The sequence below is a fragment of the Pseudomonas sp. JQ36 genome (assembly GCF_053851495.1).
In genome coordinates, this window is sequence record NZ_CM132642.1 from 3,070,303 (window position 1) to 3,086,085 (window position 15,783).

A 15,783-nucleotide genomic window follows, 5' to 3' on the forward strand; every position below is an offset into this window, starting at 1 on the left:
GCCCGCTCCCACAGGGAATCATCGTCGAATCAGGCAACGCGTTCATCGCCAGGACTGCGCTCGAAGTAGCGCTTGTACTCGCGACTGAACTGCGACGTACTCTGATACCCCACCCGATGCGCCACCTGCGCCACGCCCAGCCCTTCGGCGACCAGCAAGGTCTGCGCCTTGAGCAGGCGCAAGCGCTTCAGATACTGCACCGGCGACAACAGCGTGCTGCGCTTGAAGTGTTCGTGAAAGGACGACACGCTCATGTTCGCGCAACTGGCCAAAGTCTCGACGTTCAGCGGCTCGGTGTAGTGCGCATGCAGATGACTGATCGACGCCGCGACCCGGGCGAACTGTCCCTGCTGCTCGACCAGCGCGCGCAACACATCGGCCTGCGGCCCGCGCAACGCAGTGAACAACAATTCACGCACCCGCGCCGGCCCGAGAATCTGCCGCTCCAGCGGATCGTGCAGACAGCGCAACAAGCGTTCGACGCAGCCACGCATGTCATCGTCGAGCACCACCGAGGTCATCGACTCCGGCGTTTGCGCCGGAATATGCCGCCCCGGCGCCAGTCCCATGGCCAGCACCAGCTCGCCGAGCAGCACCCGGTCGATGGCCACCGAAACCCCCAGCAACGGCGCATCCGGCAAGGCAAAGGTTTCGCACTCGAACGGCACCGGCAGCGCCTGAATCAGGTAATGCCCGGCGCCATATTCCATGGTGCGCGGGCCGAGGAACGCCAGTTTGCTGCCCTGGGCGATGATCATCAGGCTCGGCTCATAAATGTGCGGGCCACGCGCCACGTCGCAACTGGCGCGCAACACCTGCACGCCGGGCAGCCCGGTCTGGCTGTAACCATCGCAAAGCGCCAGCGGCTCGATCAGCGAAACCAGCGTGGCATTGGCATCAAGGTGACGGGTCAACTGCATCGGAGGGGTCTTCAAAAAAGTCACGGAAAAAGGCATGCAAGCATCATCGCAGATCCTTTTGCCAATGCGCTTGCCCAGACCTGCATGCCGGAGGATTAGGCATGAGACCCGGAGGAATCGTCATGGCCGCAGCGGCAGACGGCGCCCAAAATGCGCCACCTCACCTGTCACTGCTTCTGCGAGGTTTCTTATGTACACCGCTATCGGTTATGCCGCTCAATCGGCCACCACTCCCCTCGCCCCGATGAAATTCGAACGCCGCAGCCCACGCGCTGACGACGTGGCGATCGAGATCCTGTATTGCGGCGTTTGCCACTCCGACATCCACCAGGCGCGTAACGAATGGGGCATCGCGGTTTATCCGCTGATGCCCGGCCACGAGATCGTCGGCAAAGTCACCGCCGTCGGTGCGAACGTCACTCAACATAAAGTCGGCGATCTGGTCGGGGTCGGCTGCATGGTCGACTCCTGCCGCACCTGCGCCGCCTGCCAGCAGAACCTTGAGCAATACTGCCTCGAAGGCCCGACCATGACCTACGCCACCCCGGACCGGGTCGATGGCAGTAACACCATGGGCGGCTATTCGGACAGCATCGTGGTCAGCGAACACTTTGTGGTGCGCATCCCGGAGAAGCTCGACCTGGCCAGCGCCGCGCCGATCCTCTGTGCCGGCATCACCACCTATTCGCCGCTCAAGCACTATGGGGTCAAGGCCGGCGACAAGGTCGGGATTCTCGGTATGGGCGGCCTCGGCCACATGGGCATCAAGTTCGCCAAGGCGATGGGCGCGGAAGTCACGCTGTTCACCCGTTCGGCGAGCAAGGCCGAGGAAGGTCGTCGTCAGGGCGCCGATCATGTGATCGTCTCCACCGATGCCGAGCAAATGGCCGCCGCCGCAGGCCGTTTCGATTTCCTGCTCGACACCATTCCGGTGCAGCATGATCTCAACCCGTACCTCGACACCCTGCGCTTCGACGGCGTGCACATCATCGTCGGTCTGATCGAACCGGTTGATCCGCCGGTACACGCCGGCAAATTGGTAATGAGCCGCCGCGTACTGGCCGGCTCGTTGATCGGCGGCATCGCAGAAACCCAGGAAGTGCTGGATTTCTGCGCCGAGCACAACATCACCTGCGACATCGAAATGCTCGACATCCGCCAGATCAACGAGGCTTACGCGCGGATGATTGCCGGTGACGTGAAGTATCGCTTCGTGATCGACATGGCGACGCTCAAGGTTTAAGGCCTCAGACCTTCAAGCCAAGCTCCGCCGACAGCCGGGCTGTGACCCCTTTGATCAGGGGAATCAGCTCGGCCATTTTTTCCAGCGGCATGTACGGCACGGTGCTGGCGATACTGATCGCCGCGACAATGCGCTTGCTCGCATCACGAATCGGCGCCGCCACGCAGCGGATCGACGGTTCGTTGTCTTCCAGATCGAAGGCGTAGCCACCGGCTACGTACTCGGCCATGCGCTGTTCGAGCTGTTCCCACGACTGCTGCGGATGCTGCGGCCAGAACTGACTTTTCCCACCCGCCGGCAGGCTGATGTCGTACAGGCGCTGCCAATCCTGCGGTGAATCATCGAGCATCAAGGCCTTGCCGATCCCGGTGCGTGCCAACGGCATCCGGTGACCGACCCGCGAACGCATTTCCGGGCCGTTGCGCCCCGGATTCTTCAGCAGATACAAGACCTCGTCGCCTTCACGAATGCCCAGGTGCACGGTGTCGCCGGTCAGCGCCGACAACTCGTCCAGATACGGCCCGGCCAGACTCACCAGCGGCAACTCTTCGCGCGCCTGAAACCCCAGTTCGATCAACTTCGGCCCCAGCAGATAGCCGATTTGTGGCACCACGCGCAGATAGCGCTCGTCGACCAGGCAACTGGCCAGACGATGGGTGGTGCTGCGCGTGGTGCCGATCAGCCGGGCAATCTCTTTCAGATCGCGGGCGCCACTGGCCACCGCCTGCACCACACCCAGGCCGCGAAGCAGCGTCTGAGTGCCGGTGGGTGCGGCGTCCTTGGTTTTTTCCGGGGCGTCTTCCTGCATATCCAGCCTTTACCGTTGAGCGAGGGAACGGGCGGCATTATGGTCGCCCGACGCAGACGACTACAACTCGATACGTTCGACCTTGCCCACCAGCAGCACGTAGGACAATGCACCGATCAGCGCCAGCACCGCGATGTAGGTAATCGCCGGGGCAAACGAATCACCACTGGCGAGGAACCCGATGACGATCGGCGTGGCAATCGCCGACAGGTTGCCGATGAAGTTGAACACCCCGCCGGTCAGCCCCAGCAACCGCGCCGGAGCGAGGGTCGAGACCAGCGACCAGGTGATCGAGGCCAGCCCGTTGCCGAAAAACGCCAACGCCAGGAAGGCAATCACTAGCGGTGTCGATTCAACGAAATTGGCGCCGATGATCGAGGTGGAAATCAGCAGCCCGCCAATGATCGGCAACTTGCGCGCAAAGCCCACGCTGCAGCCACGGCGGATCAGCAAGTCAGAAAAGAATCCCGAGCACAGCACGCCGACAAACGCCGCGAGAAACGGCAGCGAAGCCAACAGGCCGGACTTGATGAAGTCCATGCCACGGTACTTCACCAGGTAAGTCGGGAACCACGTCAGGAAGAACCACAGCGTCGAGTTCAGGCAGAACTGGCCGAGGTAGATGCCCCACAATTTGCGTTTGCTCAGGACGATACCGAGGTCGGTCCAACTGAACGAGGTTTTGGCCGTCTGTGCTTGAATATCCACCAGTCCGCCCCCCTCGCGGATCAGGTCGATCTCCGCGTCGTTGGCGCCCTTGAAATCCCGCGGTTCGCGATACACCGCGTACCAGATTGCCGCCCAGATGATGCCCGCCGCACCGGTCGCGACAAACACCATGTGCCAGCCAAATTCATGTTGCAGCCAGGCCAGCACCGGGGTCAGAAAGGCCAGGCCGACAAACTGCCCGGAGGTGTAGAAACCAATCGCCGTGGCCCGCTCGCGCTCGGGAAACCAAGTGGTGACCACGCGGCTGTTGATCGGATAGGCCGGCGCTTCCAGCGCGCCGACCGCCATGCGCAGCACGAACAGCGCAATGAAACTCGCAGCGAAGCCGAGCAGCACCGTGGCCAGCGACCACAGCAGTAGCGCGACGCTATAGAGGATGCGCGGCGGCACCCGATCCACCAGCCAGCCGCCGGGGATCTGCATCGCGGCGTAGGTCCAGCCGAATGCGGAGAAAATCAGCCCGACGTGAACCGGGTCGATGCCCAGTTCACTGGTCAGCGCGGGCGCGGCAATCGACAGGTTGCTGCGGTCGAGGTAGTTGATTACCACGGTGATGAACAGCAGCACCATGATGAAAAAACGCTTACGGCTAGGCGTGACTAAAGACGCCTGCCCGGTGAGGGTTTGCGTTGGCATGGGGGGGTGCCTCTTCTTATGATTATTTGAGGTCGGCCTGAGGCCTTGCACTAATCCCTGTAGGAGTGAGCCTGCTCGCGATTCGGTGGCACATCCGGCATTGATGTGTCAGACAAGACGCCATCGCGAGCAGGCTCACTCCTACAGGAGATTTGTGGTGGGTCAGAAGAGACTCACCACTCGGCAAAACTGCCATCGGCATGACGCCAGATCGGATTGCGCCAGCGGTGGCCGACCGCCGCGCGTTCGATCACGTATTCCTCGTTGATCTCGATGCCCAACCCCGGCCCGTTCGGTATCTTCACGAAGCCCTGGTCGTAGTCGAACACCCGCGGATCCTTCACGTAGTCGAGCAGATCGTTGCTCTCGTTGTAATGAATACCCAGGCTCTGCTCCTGAATGAACGCGTTGTAGCAAGCCGCATCCAGTTGCAGGCACGCCGCCAGCGCAATCGGCCCCAGCGGACAATGCAGCGCCAGCGCCACGTCGTAGGCTTCGGCCATGTTGGCGATCTTGCGGGTTTCGGTGATACCGCCGGCATGCGAGGCATCCGGCTGGATGATGTCGACGTAGCCTTCGCTCAACACCCGCTTGAAATCCCAGCGCGAGAACAGCCGCTCACCGAGGGCAATCGGCGTGCTGGTCAACGGCGCCAGCTCCTTAAGCGCTTCATAGTTTTCGCTGAGCACCGGCTCTTCGATAAACATCAGTTTGTACGGGTCGAGTTCCTTCATCAGCACCTTGGCCATGGGTTTGTGCACCCGGCCATGGAAGTCGACACCGATACCGACGTTCGGCCCGACCGCGTCACGCACGGCGGCGACATTGGCCAGGGCCAGATCGACTTTCTCGAAGGAATCGAGGAATTGCAGCTCTTCGGTGCCGTTCATTTTCACCGCAGTAAAACCCCGGCTCACCGCCTCTTTCGCGGCACGCGCGGTGTCGGCGGGACGGTCGCCGCCGATCCACGAATACACGCGAATCTTGTCACGCACCTGACCGCCAAGCAGATCGCTGACCGACACACCGAGGGCCTTGCCCTTGATGTCCCACAGCGCCTGGTCGATACCGGCCAGCGCGCTCATGTGGATGGCGCCACCACGGTAGAAGCCGCCGCGATACAACACCGTCCAGATGTCCTCGATGTTGCGTGGGTCTTTGCCGATCAGGTAGTCGGACAATTCCTCAACGGCAGCAGCAACGGTGTGCGCGCGGCCTTCGACCACAGGCTCGCCCCAACCGGTCACGCCCTCATCGGTTTCGACCTTGAGGAAGCACCAGCGCGGCGGGACGATGAAGGTGGTGAGTTTGGTGATTTTCATCTGCTTGTCTCTCTTGTTAGATGCAGCGCACGCAGCGCCGGATAAATCTCAGCGAAGGGCTTTCCAGGCAGCCACGTAGGCCTTGGCATTGGCCGCCACTTGCTCAGTCGTCATGCCCGGTTTGAACAGGCCGGAACCGAGGCCGAAACCTTTCACACCAGCGTCGATGAACGCTTGCATGTTGTCCGGGGTGATCCCGCCGACCGGCGCCAGCACCGTCCCGGAGGGCAACACCGCGAGCCATGCCTTGATCACCGCCGGGCTCATCTGCTCGGCCGGGAACAGCTTGAGAATGTCCGCGCCCTCCTCCAGCGCCGCGAACGCTTCGGTCGGCGTGGCGACACCCGGCGACAGGAACAACCCCGCCGCTTTCGCCGCACGCAGCACTTTGGCGTCGCTGTGCGGCATGACGATCACCTGGCCGCCGGCCTCTTTCACCAACTCGACCTGCTCCGGGGTCAGCACCGTGCCAGCACCGATCAGGCAATCGGCGGGCAAGGACTGACGCAGGATGCGAATACTTTCGTACGGCGACGGGGAATTGAGCGGCACTTCGATGACGCGAAATCCTGCGGCATACAGGACTTCTCCGACAGCAGCGGCTTCCTGCGGATGCAGGCCACGCAGGATTGCGATCAGACCGTTTTGTGCCAATGCTTGCTTGAGCATGTCAGGCCTCCAGTCAGGGTTAACGTGATGAGGAATCGAGCAGCCCGGCGGCCAGCGCCAGTTGCCACAGGCCCCGCTCGGTGGCCTGCTCGGCCAGCGTGATGCGAGCGAAACCGCAGGCATCGAGGGCACGGCCGTAACGGGCGCAGAGTTGCGCGTTGCCGATGAGGATGATCGAGGGCAGATGCACGCTGTTGCGGCGGCGTCGCTGAACTGTGGCGAGTGCCGCCAGCTCATGGCCGATCATCAGCCCGGACAGGTAATCCGCTTGCGCCGTCGGCGCCAGTTCGCCGGTCAGGCCGAGGGTGCGGGCACTGAATAATGTGGAAAGCACGCCCAGTTCGCCGTCCGCCGACAGCGCCACTTGCACGCCACGGTCGAACGCCAGCCCGTCGAACGCCGCACCCTGTTGCTGGGTACGCCCGAGAATGCTGTGTTCACTGAGCACGGCGAACACTTCGCCGGTCATGAAAGTATCGAAATGCGTGATGCAGCCCTCGACCACTTCGACCCACTTGGAGTGGCTGCCCGGCAGACCGATCAACAGATCGCCGCCCGCCTCGGCCGACAAGTTCTGCAGCACGCCGAGGACCTGGGTTTCTTCACCGCGCATCACGTTGGGCAGGCGTGAGCGTTGAATCACACCCGGCACGATGTGCACCCGCGTGCCGCGCAGACTGACCAGTGTTTGTAGGGAATTTCCGAGATTGGCGACGTTCGCCGGCGTCTCGCAGTAAGCCGCTTCGCGCCAGCCCTGGGCGCTGCCGACCATACCGCAGGCGATCACTGGCAGATCCGGCTGCGAATCAAGCCAGTCGCCGCACGCCTCTTCGAAGGCCAGTTCAAAACCGTCGGCGCATTCACCACCGTTGATGACTCGCGGCGTCTTCGGTAACTGCATGATCCCGGACGACAGCGCACGCTGCTCCAGCACCACCCCGCCCGCCGCGAGTTTGTAAGCACGTAATGAGGTCGTCCCCCAGTCGAGCGCGATCAATTGCGCCTGCATCGCTTCACCTGTTTTGTTTTTGGCAGTGAGTGCGACGGACTATAAACCTTGGCGCAGGAAAATCTCAATATATAAATATCATTCCCATATTATGGGATTTACAAGTGTAACAGCCGTTTCTCTGCCAAATCTTTAAAATGCCGATCCCCATTCACGCGACGACCGCTCTCGACAGGTTCAAGGAAGAAAAAATGAAAACCGCTTTAAAGGCGTTACTGCTCTGCAGCGCACTCTGCTTCGCGGCAATTGCCAGCGCCTTGCCCGCTATCAAGGAGGGCGACATCTGGGCCTACAAAACCCGGCCGGGTGAAGAAGCCTCGACCTTGACCATCCTCAAAATCGAAAGCTATCCGCACTACGGCACCGTCGTGCATATCCGCGTTGATGGCATTCGGATGACCAATCCGGTCACCGGAGGCGAGTTCACCGCAATGCCCCACCTGCCTTTTCAAAGCGAGGCTTTGCAGCGCAGTCTGACTCACCGCGTGGGAGAAACGGCGCAGATTCCGGATTTCAGTGAGGGCTACACCTACTGGAAAGCGGCCTTCGATGAAGAGAAGGCCGGGGCTTTCAAGATTTCCGTGCGAAAGACACTTGATGGATTGCTCAGCGGTCATTGGGAATCCGCAGAGAAGTAAGCATCAGAACAAGGCTTCCTGTGATCAGGCAAGAAGCCCGATCTCAATACTTGTCAATTTCCTTTAGCAGCTCAGCAACAGGAATATTCATCACTTCTGAATAGTAGATTTTGTAGGAGTAGGAGTTGATTCTGACTTTGCATGCGATTGTTTTTCGCCCCGCTAATACAGTGCTTAAGTCCTTGCTGCTCATCAGCGTTTCACTCGTTGAGTCTTTCACACGATAAAACATGAGATCCGCTTTGAAAGTTGATGCGTCTGCAGGCTTCAGAGGCTCAATCCATCCTTCACCATACTCATTCAGATTGCGCGACTGCGAAAAATCTCTACTCTCCCCCAAAGCACAAAGCAGCGACTGACTTATCTTGGACTTGAAGAGCTTGTCGACATCGACGTCGGACGAAAAACTGACTTGGTAAATGTTTCGATCCAAGTAGCGCTCCACCCCCAAATACTCGATTTTGGCAGTAGGTTTTCCGTGGCTGATCGCACATGAAGCACACATCGAAAACATCAAAATCAGAATTAACTTACGCACATTTCCTTCCTTTAAAATGCAACACCACCGATTCCATCAGAACATCTCTGGCTGACATCCCGGCGCCAAGATCGGCAATATAAATGGCCCATGCATCAGCGTGGTTCACGTCAACCCTGCCATTCATGTTCGGACCGTGCTTCATATCCCACTGTTCTCCGAAATCAGCCACCAGGTCGGAAAAATTCCAGTCCTTGGCATCGGCTCTCACATTCACCCAATATTCAGCCTTAGGCGCGGGCTCTTTCTGATAGATATTGGAAATACCCCATACGATCTGCCCTTCCCCGACCGGATCAAGAGTAACCAGTACCGGAATTCGATACCCCTTGTCGGCGAGGACTTTTGATAAGTGAGCTCCGTTCCACCCTCCCAGGCTGTGTCCGATAATGTAGACCGGTGTCGTAAGGTCTGAAATTTTATCCAGTACGGTTGCCTTCAGCCCTTCTTCACTGACGAAAGAGTTGTAGCCAATATGGTGTGCGTCGTACCTATCCGCGCAAATCCCCTCTGCATCCATATTCTTCACAAAAATTTTGCGGGCCTCCGCAACGTTATTATTAGGTCCGGTTCCGTAATAACTTTCTTTATCCCCCGCCCCACCCACAAAAAACAGGACGATCTTCTTCGGAGCAACTGTAGCCTGCTTAACAGCACCATCGGTTTTACAGGTCAAATCGTGCGTTACCACTAGCCTCTGGCATCCCTTCAAATCAGGATTTTCAGCAGTCATCCAAACTACTCCACGAACAACTTGATGGATTCGGGAATGTGCGAGCTCACCGTATGAGTGAAACCCGCGTCATTGGTAATGCCATGCTCTACACGCCCATCGCCGCGTTGAATCGCGTAAGGATGATTAGCCATAGGCTCCCCCGTTATCTCGTTAATCACTTGCATCCGATCATTGAAATGCACCGGCATCGGCAACAACCCACTGAACGCTGCCCCTCCGCCACTTTGTCCAATAATCACCGTGCCCGAACCACCGACCACGACATTGCCGTGGCCACCGGTGCTATCGAGCGTGGCGGCGTTCAGGCCGTTGATGAATACGGTGCCGGAAACAGCGCCGGTGATCGGGCTGCCACAGGCTGATTTGTCGGTCATGCGCGCGGCGGCGAGGCCGTCGAAGAAGACGTCGGGCGAGCCGGAAACGATCGGGTTGGTGCCATGGCCTGGCAATGGGCAGGCGGTCGGGTCGGTGACACGGGCGGCGGGTTTACCACTCAATTCAAAGCTCCTTGCTTCAGAGGTTCCGAGTGCGGCTGATGGATGTCGATGTCGGTCGCGGCGAAGCGCCAGCGGTTGTCGACAGGGTCGAACAGTGCGTGGCAGTGCTCACGGCTGTCGGGGGATGTGGCAGTTTGCAGATGTCGCCAGGCTTGGTCGGTTTGCCAGGCCAGTTCGGCCGGCGCGGCGTCGTCGAGTTCGTTGAGCCAGGCGTTGTAATTGCGCAGGTGATTACGCTCGTAAGCCGTTTGCAGCAGATCGGCCATTTGCACACCGAGGTCCAGATGATGTTCGGCAGTCCACTGGCCGATCTCGGAATAGACGTACCAGCCCATCGGCATCAACGCGCCGTCCTTGAGCAACGAATGGCTGGCGGGGGCGACGAAACCGCAACAGATGTGCAGCGTCAGCCAGCCCCGATGCGCGTCGATAAACGCATTCGGCTCGAAGTGGCGTAACGCGATCACACGGTAGTCACCCAGGCCGGCGCTGCGTGTCATGAGTTCGGCGTCGAGCCGCGACACAAACGCACGAATGGCTTTGCCGCCCGTGCGATTGACGATGCACAGGATGTCTACCGGTTGACGCTGAGGGTTGTCAGAGCAGCCTGAGTTTTTCACCAGGCCATACAGACGCATTGACGCCCGCAGTCCGCTCATCGCCGGTCACTCAGTGACGCAGCGAAGGCTCCACGGGCGTGGAGAAGTATTGCCAGAAGCATTGCAGGTGTCGTCCGTGAGCGCGCAAAAATGGCGCGTAGAATGCCGGACTAGAGCGGTGGCGGCAATCACTTCAACATCGGGTTGCCATCATCTCCTCAGCCTTCGGCAAATTCGCGCAACACCTTGCCATCCATGCGATAGCGCACCCACTCTTCCTGCGGTTGCGCGCCGAGGGATTTGTAGAATTCGATGGCTGGAGTGTTCCAGTCCAGCACGCTCCATTCGAAGCGTCCGCAGTCGTTGTCGCAGGCGATTTTCGCCAGATGCCGCAACAGGGTTTTGCCGGCACCGCCGCCGCGTTGTTCGGGGGTGATGTAGAGGTCTTCGAGGTACAGGCAGTTGCTGCCGAGCCACGTCGAATAGCTAAAGAAGAACACTGCAAAACCGATCGGCACACCGTCACGCAGGCAGATCAGGCCGTGGGCGGTAGCGCCTTCGCTGAACAGGCTGCGCTCGATGTCGGTGACGCTGGCAATGACTTCGTGACGGGCCTTTTCGAAATCTGCCAGTTCGGTGATGAAGGCGAGGATTTGCGGTGCATCGCTGGGGGTCGCCGGGCGGATTTCGATCGTCATGGACGGGCCTTGTCGGAAAATGGAAAGCGCCATACTAAGGCCACGGACGGCGCTCGTCACATGGCAACACAGAGAATATCCTGCTCCGATATTGCAATGTGGGAGCGGGCTTGCTCGCGAAAGCGCTCTGACAGACGACAATGATGGCGACTGGATTGATGCCTTCGCGAGCAAGCCCGCTCCCACCGGAACTTCGACAGTCTGAAAGGATGCTCATGAACACTGAGATTTTTATGCCCGTGGCGGCGCTCGCAGCAGCACTGCTGCCCCACGCCCTCGAACCCGGCGACGACGGCGCCCACGACCTCGCCCACCTGCAACGGGTCTGGCACAACGTCCGCACCTTGCAGGCCGAGGAAGGTGGCGACCTGGAAGTGTTGCTCGCTGCCGTGCTGCTGCACGATTGCGTATCCGTCGAGAAGAACTCGCCGCTGCGCTCGCAGGCTTCGCGTCTCGCCGCAGAAAAAGCCGCCAACGTGTTGGCCGATCTGGATTGGCCCGAAAGCAAAATCGCCGCCGTCACCCACGCCATCGAATCACACAGTTTTTCCGCCAACATCACCCCGCTGACCCTCGAAGCGAAACTGGTCCAGGACGCCGACCGGCTCGACTCGCTGGGCATGCTCGGCGTTGCCCGCACCTTCTACGTCGCCGGGCGCATGGGCAGTGCGTTGTATGACCCGCTGGACCCTGAAGCCAAGGAGCGCGACTACGACGACACACGCTTCTGCCTCGACCACTTCCAGACCAAGCTGCTGCACCTCGCCGATGGTTTCCAGACTGGCGCCGGTCAGCGTCTGGCGCAGATCCGCCATCAGCGCCTGAAGGGCTTCATGGAGCAGTTCAAGGAGGAAATCGGCCTCGACTGATAGCGATGTGTCTCGACCGTTCGTCGTTCATCAGGCACCAATCCGATTCAAGGGCAGACCAAAGACAGGTAAGGATTCCAATCACTGGAGAAGCCCTATGATCCCGTCAAGGTTGACTGCCCTCGTTTTCGCCGCCCTGCTGAGTCCTGCGGTGTTTGCCGCCTCTACCACCGCAGCGGGCACAGGCCCCACCGACCCGGTTCCACCGCCACGCGCGCCCGCCATCAACAGTGCCCCCGGCATGAACACCGATGGCTCTGGCGTACCCTTGATCAATCAGCCACCCGCCACTGGCACCGACCCGCGCACCCAAGGCAGTGACCCCGGCCGCCAGGGTGGCATGAACACCCCTGACTCCCCCGCTACACCCGATAACGCCGGCCCCGGCATCGGCTCGAAAACCACCACCGGTGGCTCGGGCTCCGAGGGCGGCGGCCAGTAGTTCGCCGACGCGAGCGTCCTATTCACATCCATGAAGAGGTAACCATGAACGTCGATAAAAACCTGGAAAAAGAAGTCCTCACCCGCCTGCTGCACGCCCATCCAAGCGGACTGGGCAAAGAGGTGCTGGACAATTATCGCGGCGAGAAAGTAGTGGCCAGCGCCCTCGCCTCTCTGCAGGATCGCGGACTGATCCACCACGGTCATGTGACCTGCAACGAGGCCGGCGAACACTCGTTGAATCTGCCGATCAAGCTCAGTGCGGCGGGCGTCGAAGCGGCGCGCAAGCTTGATGTCTAGAAGCTGTGGTTGTGTGAACGCATGATCATTTAGGAGCAGCCGCAGGCGGCGATCTTTCGACTTCAAGATCAAAAGATCGCAGCCTTCGGCAGCTCCTACACATGAAACCCGTCTACTGATGCAAGGAGAAATCCCATGCCTCGTGGAAGCAAAGACAAATACACCGCCGAACAGAAGCGCAAGGCCGAACACATCGAACACAGCTATTAGCAAAAAGGCTTGTCGAAGGATGCAGCCGAAGCGCGGGCCTGGGCGACGGTCAACAAACAGTCGGGCGGCGGCGAAAAGGCTGGCGGGGCCGGACGCAAGAAACCGGCGAGTGCCAAGTCCGAAGATCGCAAGGAGTCGTCGCGACGCGCAGTGGCCAGTCGCGAGGGACAGGCGCGTGACAGCAAGGCCTCGCGGGATACTCAGACCGTAGACAGTCTGCGCAAGGAGGCGCGGGCGAAGAACATTGCCGGGCGTTCTTCGATGCGCAAGGATGAGTTGATTGCGGCGTTGCGCAAAGCGGGCTGATCCATTTTTTTGTGCTGAGCCGTGTGGCCTCTTCGCGAGCAAGCCCGCTCCCACAGGGGAGTTGCGAACGACGCAAATCCCCTGTGGGAGCGGGCTTGCTCGCGAAGGCGGTTGATCAATCGCCGCAGGATTCGCGGATAAAAATATCCACTTCAGCAGCCCCCGGCGCAGTTGCCGGCCCCCACCGCGTCACCGCCAAAGCCGCCGCCGCATTGGCCCGCCGCGCCGCCTCATGGGCGTTCAAACCCTGCGCCAATCCGGCGACGAATACCCCGGCATGCGCATCCCCGGCACCATTGCTGTCCACGGCTTTTACCGCAAACCCCGGCACATGCAGACGCTCGCCACGCTGCTGAATCCAGCAACCCTGCGGCCCATCGCGCACTACCATCAGCACATCCTTGGGCAGATGATCCGCCAGCCGATCCAGCGCTTGAGCAATGTCTGCAGCCTCGGTAAAGCGCAACGCCTCGACGCTGTTGCTGGTCCACACGTCGATGCGCGGCAGCAGCGCCTGCATCAACGCCGAGTCCGGCGACTCGACCAACGGCCCCGGATCGAACACCACGTTGATCACCTCCGGCAGCGCCAGCGTCCAGTCCAGCAGCGCCTGCGCCTTGCCTGCGTGCAGCAGGCTGTAACCGCTCACATAAACGTAGTCGCCCGCCTCGGCGGCCACGCTGTTCAAGTCCTCTTCGGTGACCTCACCTTCAGCGCCGATGTAGGAAATGAAACTGCGTTCGGCCGATGAGTCGGTCAGCGCCACGCAAATCCCGGTGTCGCGCTGCGCAGGCATCTGGATGCCGATGTGAATGCCTTCATCCTTCATCGCCTGGCGCGCCAGATCGCCGAAACGCCCGGTGCCGTGGCGACCGAGATAGACCACCGGCAACCCGTTGCGCACGGCAGCCGCCATCACGTTGAAGCCGCCGCCCGCCTCGAAAGCGGCAGACTGCGCCAGCACATCGCCACCGACTTGCGGCAACTGATCCACGGCCATGACCAGGTCGATGATGACCTGGCCGGTGTGCAACATCTTAGGCATGAGCATTCTCGACTTGCGCGGCGCGACGATCTTTCGCCCCGCCGAGAACCAGGTAAATGCCACCGGCCACCACGAAGGTCACGATCCAGCCCAGCCCGTTGTGGCCCAGCCACGAGTCGGACAAAAAGCCCTTGAACCAGACGTTCTCGGCGGTGGTGCCGATGGTGGTGAAACTGAAGCCGAGCACGATGGCAATCGCCCACGCGCCGAACGCGCGCCACTCGATGCCGCCGCGATACCAGTAGGCGCTGCTCGGGCTGACATCAAGCAGATCTTTGGGGCTGTAGTAGTGACGGTGAATCAGGTCGACGACGAAGATCCCGACCCACGCGGTGATCGGCACCGCCAGCAGGGAAATGAAGGTAATGAACGGGCCGTAGAAGCTGTCGGCGATCAGCATGAAGTAGATCGAGCCGGCGAAGATCGCCACGATGTCCACCACCACCGCGTAGACGCGTTTGACCTTCAGACCGAGGGTCAGCGTGGTCAGACCGGCGGAGTAAACCGACAGGTTGTTCGACAGCAGCAAGCCACCGAACGCGGTGATCAGGTACGGCACGGCCATCCAGGTCGGCAGCATGTCGCGGATCGCCACAATCGGATCTGTCGCCGAGGCGAGATCGTTGTTCCCTACCGACAGCAGGCCGCCGAGGGTAATCAGCAGCACCAGCGGAATCCCCGCACCGAACGCCGCCGAAGCGACCAGCCGTATAGCCTTGACGCTGCGGTGCTGATAGCGCGACATGTCGGCGCCGGCGTTGGCCCAGCCGATCCCGGTGCCGGCAGCCATGGTGCCGATGCCGATGATCATTGCGCTCAGCGGCGCCGGCGTGGCGTTGAACACCGCGCTCCAGTCGATGGTCGCGCAGAGGAAGCCGCCGACCAGAATGTTCAGCGCGCCGAACACGTAAGTCGCCCACTTCTGGATCACCAGGAGCGTGGCGTGGCCGAGGCCGGAAACCGCCAAGGTCAGCAGCACGAAAATCGCGATGAAGATCAGCGTCAGCACGGGCGCACTCTTCGCCTCAACCGGCGAGCCAAACAGGATCGAACACAGCGACAGCAACACGAATGCCGCGGTGGTGGTGTTGACCGTTTCCCAGCCCAGACGCGACATCAGCGAGACCAGCGTCGGGCCGATATTGCCGCGTACGCCGAAGATCGCCCGCGACAAGGTCAGACTCGGTGCACGGCCTCGACGGCCGGCAATCGAGATGATCCCCACCACCGCGAACGAACCGGCGGCGCCGACGATGGCAACGATGATCGCCTGCCAGATCGCCAGCCCGCGAAACGCCACCAGCGTGGCGCCCAGCGGCAAACCGAGAATGGAAATGTTGGCGGCGAACCAGACCCAGAACAGTTGCAGCGGATGGCCATTGCACTCGGCTTCCGGCACCGGCTCGATGCCGCGGGTTTCCAGTTGCCCGGCGCTTGGCCCGGCGTTTGATGAACTCATGAACAGTGCTCCTGTTTGCCTTTATTGTGGTTGTGGCAATGACTCAATAAAACTTGCTTTTGTGGCGAGGGAGCTTGCTCCCGCTCGGCTGCGAAGCAGTCGTAAATCCAA

Annotated in this window: 18 protein-coding genes and 1 pseudogene; 6 read left to right on the forward strand and 13 right to left on the reverse strand. The window is 60.6% G+C overall.

Annotation, left to right across the window (positions count from 1 at the left end):
* Positions 1-29: 29 nt before the first annotated feature.
* The gene (locus tag ACS4NR_RS13685) at positions 30-920 is read right to left on the reverse strand and encodes an AraC family transcriptional regulator (protein ID WP_007961974.1); all 891 of its coding nucleotides are present in this window, start codon (positions 918-920) and stop codon (positions 30-32) included.
* A gap of 190 nt (positions 921-1,110) precedes the next feature.
* Between ACS4NR_RS13685 and ACS4NR_RS13690 the strand changes: the two genes are divergently transcribed.
* Entirely contained in the window at positions 1,111-2,163 is a 1,053-nt protein-coding gene (locus ACS4NR_RS13690; protein ID WP_095137236.1) for an NAD(P)-dependent alcohol dehydrogenase, read from the forward strand.
* A 4-nt stretch (positions 2,164-2,167) separates the two neighbouring features.
* Here the strand turns inward: ACS4NR_RS13690 and ACS4NR_RS13695 are convergent, their stop codons facing one another.
* The 5 genes from ACS4NR_RS13695 to ACS4NR_RS13715 form a co-directional block, all read right to left on the reverse strand.
* A complete protein-coding gene (locus ACS4NR_RS13695) occupies positions 2,168-2,971 on the reverse strand; it encodes an IclR family transcriptional regulator (protein ID WP_095137235.1) in 804 nt (267 codons plus the stop codon).
* Positions 2,972-3,031: 60 nt separating this feature from the next.
* The gene (locus ACS4NR_RS13700) at positions 3,032-4,336 is read right to left on the reverse strand and encodes an MFS transporter (RefSeq protein WP_166496881.1); all 1,305 of its coding nucleotides are present in this window, start codon (positions 4,334-4,336) and stop codon (positions 3,032-3,034) included.
* Between the two features lie 173 nt (positions 4,337-4,509).
* Positions 4,510-5,658 carry a galactonate dehydratase gene (dgoD, locus tag ACS4NR_RS13705; RefSeq protein ID WP_007961968.1) on the reverse strand — a complete coding sequence of 383 codons (1,149 nt, stop codon included), beginning with the start codon at positions 5,656-5,658 and terminating at the stop codon, positions 4,510-4,512.
* A gap of 48 nt (positions 5,659-5,706) precedes the next feature.
* Positions 5,707-6,327 carry a 2-dehydro-3-deoxy-6-phosphogalactonate aldolase gene (locus tag ACS4NR_RS13710; RefSeq protein WP_456017683.1) on the reverse strand — a complete coding sequence of 207 codons (621 nt, stop codon included), beginning with the start codon at positions 6,325-6,327 and terminating at the stop codon, positions 5,707-5,709.
* Positions 6,328-6,346: 19 nt separating this feature from the next.
* The gene (locus ACS4NR_RS13715; protein WP_456017684.1) at positions 6,347-7,336 is read right to left on the reverse strand and encodes a 2-dehydro-3-deoxygalactonokinase; all 990 of its coding nucleotides are present in this window, start codon (positions 7,334-7,336) and stop codon (positions 6,347-6,349) included.
* 191 nt (positions 7,337-7,527) lie between these two features.
* On the opposite strand from ACS4NR_RS13715, the gene ACS4NR_RS13720 reads away from it, so the two are divergent.
* Positions 7,528-7,974, forward strand: coding sequence for a hypothetical protein (locus ACS4NR_RS13720; RefSeq protein WP_027612381.1), 447 nt, complete (start codon positions 7,528-7,530; stop codon positions 7,972-7,974).
* A 43-nt stretch (positions 7,975-8,017) separates the two neighbouring features.
* Here ACS4NR_RS13720 and ACS4NR_RS13725 read toward each other — a convergent pair whose 3' ends face one another.
* The 5 genes from ACS4NR_RS13725 to ACS4NR_RS13745 form a co-directional block, all read right to left on the reverse strand.
* Positions 8,018-8,512 (reverse strand): hypothetical protein, encoded by a 495-nt coding sequence (locus ACS4NR_RS13725; protein ID WP_456017685.1) that lies wholly within the window; start codon positions 8,510-8,512, stop codon positions 8,018-8,020.
* Entirely contained in the window at positions 8,505-9,245 is a 741-nt protein-coding gene (locus ACS4NR_RS13730) for an alpha/beta hydrolase (RefSeq protein ID WP_456017686.1), read from the reverse strand. Before ACS4NR_RS13730 ends, ACS4NR_RS13725 begins: the two co-directional genes overlap by 8 nt.
* Before the next feature lie 5 nt (positions 9,246-9,250).
* Complete coding sequence (locus ACS4NR_RS13735; protein ID WP_108588821.1) at positions 9,251-9,745, reverse strand: PAAR domain-containing protein; 495 nt, start codon at positions 9,743-9,745, stop codon at positions 9,251-9,253.
* Positions 9,742-10,404, reverse strand: coding sequence for a hypothetical protein (locus tag ACS4NR_RS13740; RefSeq protein WP_456017687.1), 663 nt, complete (start codon positions 10,402-10,404; stop codon positions 9,742-9,744). The genes ACS4NR_RS13735 and ACS4NR_RS13740 overlap by 4 nt, the downstream gene beginning before the upstream one ends.
* Positions 10,405-10,562: 158 nt before the next feature.
* Positions 10,563-11,042 carry a GNAT family N-acetyltransferase gene (locus ACS4NR_RS13745; protein WP_007961964.1) on the reverse strand — a complete coding sequence of 160 codons (480 nt, stop codon included), beginning with the start codon at positions 11,040-11,042 and terminating at the stop codon, positions 10,563-10,565.
* Between the two features lie 215 nt (positions 11,043-11,257).
* On the opposite strand from ACS4NR_RS13745, the gene ACS4NR_RS13750 reads away from it, so the two are divergent.
* The 4 genes and pseudogenes from ACS4NR_RS13750 (at position 11,258) to ACS4NR_RS13765 (ending at position 13,168) form a co-directional block, all read left to right on the forward strand.
* The gene (locus ACS4NR_RS13750; RefSeq protein WP_456017688.1) at positions 11,258-11,911 is read left to right on the forward strand and encodes an HD domain-containing protein; all 654 of its coding nucleotides are present in this window, start codon (positions 11,258-11,260) and stop codon (positions 11,909-11,911) included.
* A gap of 97 nt (positions 11,912-12,008) precedes the next feature.
* Positions 12,009-12,353, forward strand: a complete 345-nt coding sequence (locus ACS4NR_RS13755; protein WP_047598772.1) for a hypothetical protein — start codon at positions 12,009-12,011, stop codon at positions 12,351-12,353.
* A 44-nt stretch (positions 12,354-12,397) separates the two neighbouring features.
* Positions 12,398-12,652: a hypothetical protein gene (locus tag ACS4NR_RS13760; RefSeq protein ID WP_095137223.1), complete on the forward strand. Its 255-nt coding sequence runs from the start codon at positions 12,398-12,400 to the stop codon at positions 12,650-12,652.
* 135 nt (positions 12,653-12,787) lie between these two features.
* Positions 12,788-13,168: pseudogene (locus ACS4NR_RS13765) on the forward strand (Rho termination factor N-terminal domain-containing protein).
* A 115-nt stretch (positions 13,169-13,283) separates the two neighbouring features.
* On the opposite strand, the gene ACS4NR_RS13770 reads toward ACS4NR_RS13765, so the two are convergent.
* Both ACS4NR_RS13770 and ACS4NR_RS13775 read right to left on the reverse strand, forming a co-directional pair.
* Positions 13,284-14,213, reverse strand: coding sequence for a PfkB family carbohydrate kinase (locus ACS4NR_RS13770; RefSeq protein WP_456017689.1), 930 nt, complete (start codon positions 14,211-14,213; stop codon positions 13,284-13,286).
* Positions 14,206-15,672 (reverse strand): purine-cytosine permease family protein, encoded by a 1,467-nt coding sequence (locus tag ACS4NR_RS13775; RefSeq protein WP_456017690.1) that lies wholly within the window; start codon positions 15,670-15,672, stop codon positions 14,206-14,208. Before ACS4NR_RS13775 ends, ACS4NR_RS13770 begins: the two co-directional genes overlap by 8 nt.
* Between the last annotated feature and the right edge of the window lie 111 nt (positions 15,673-15,783).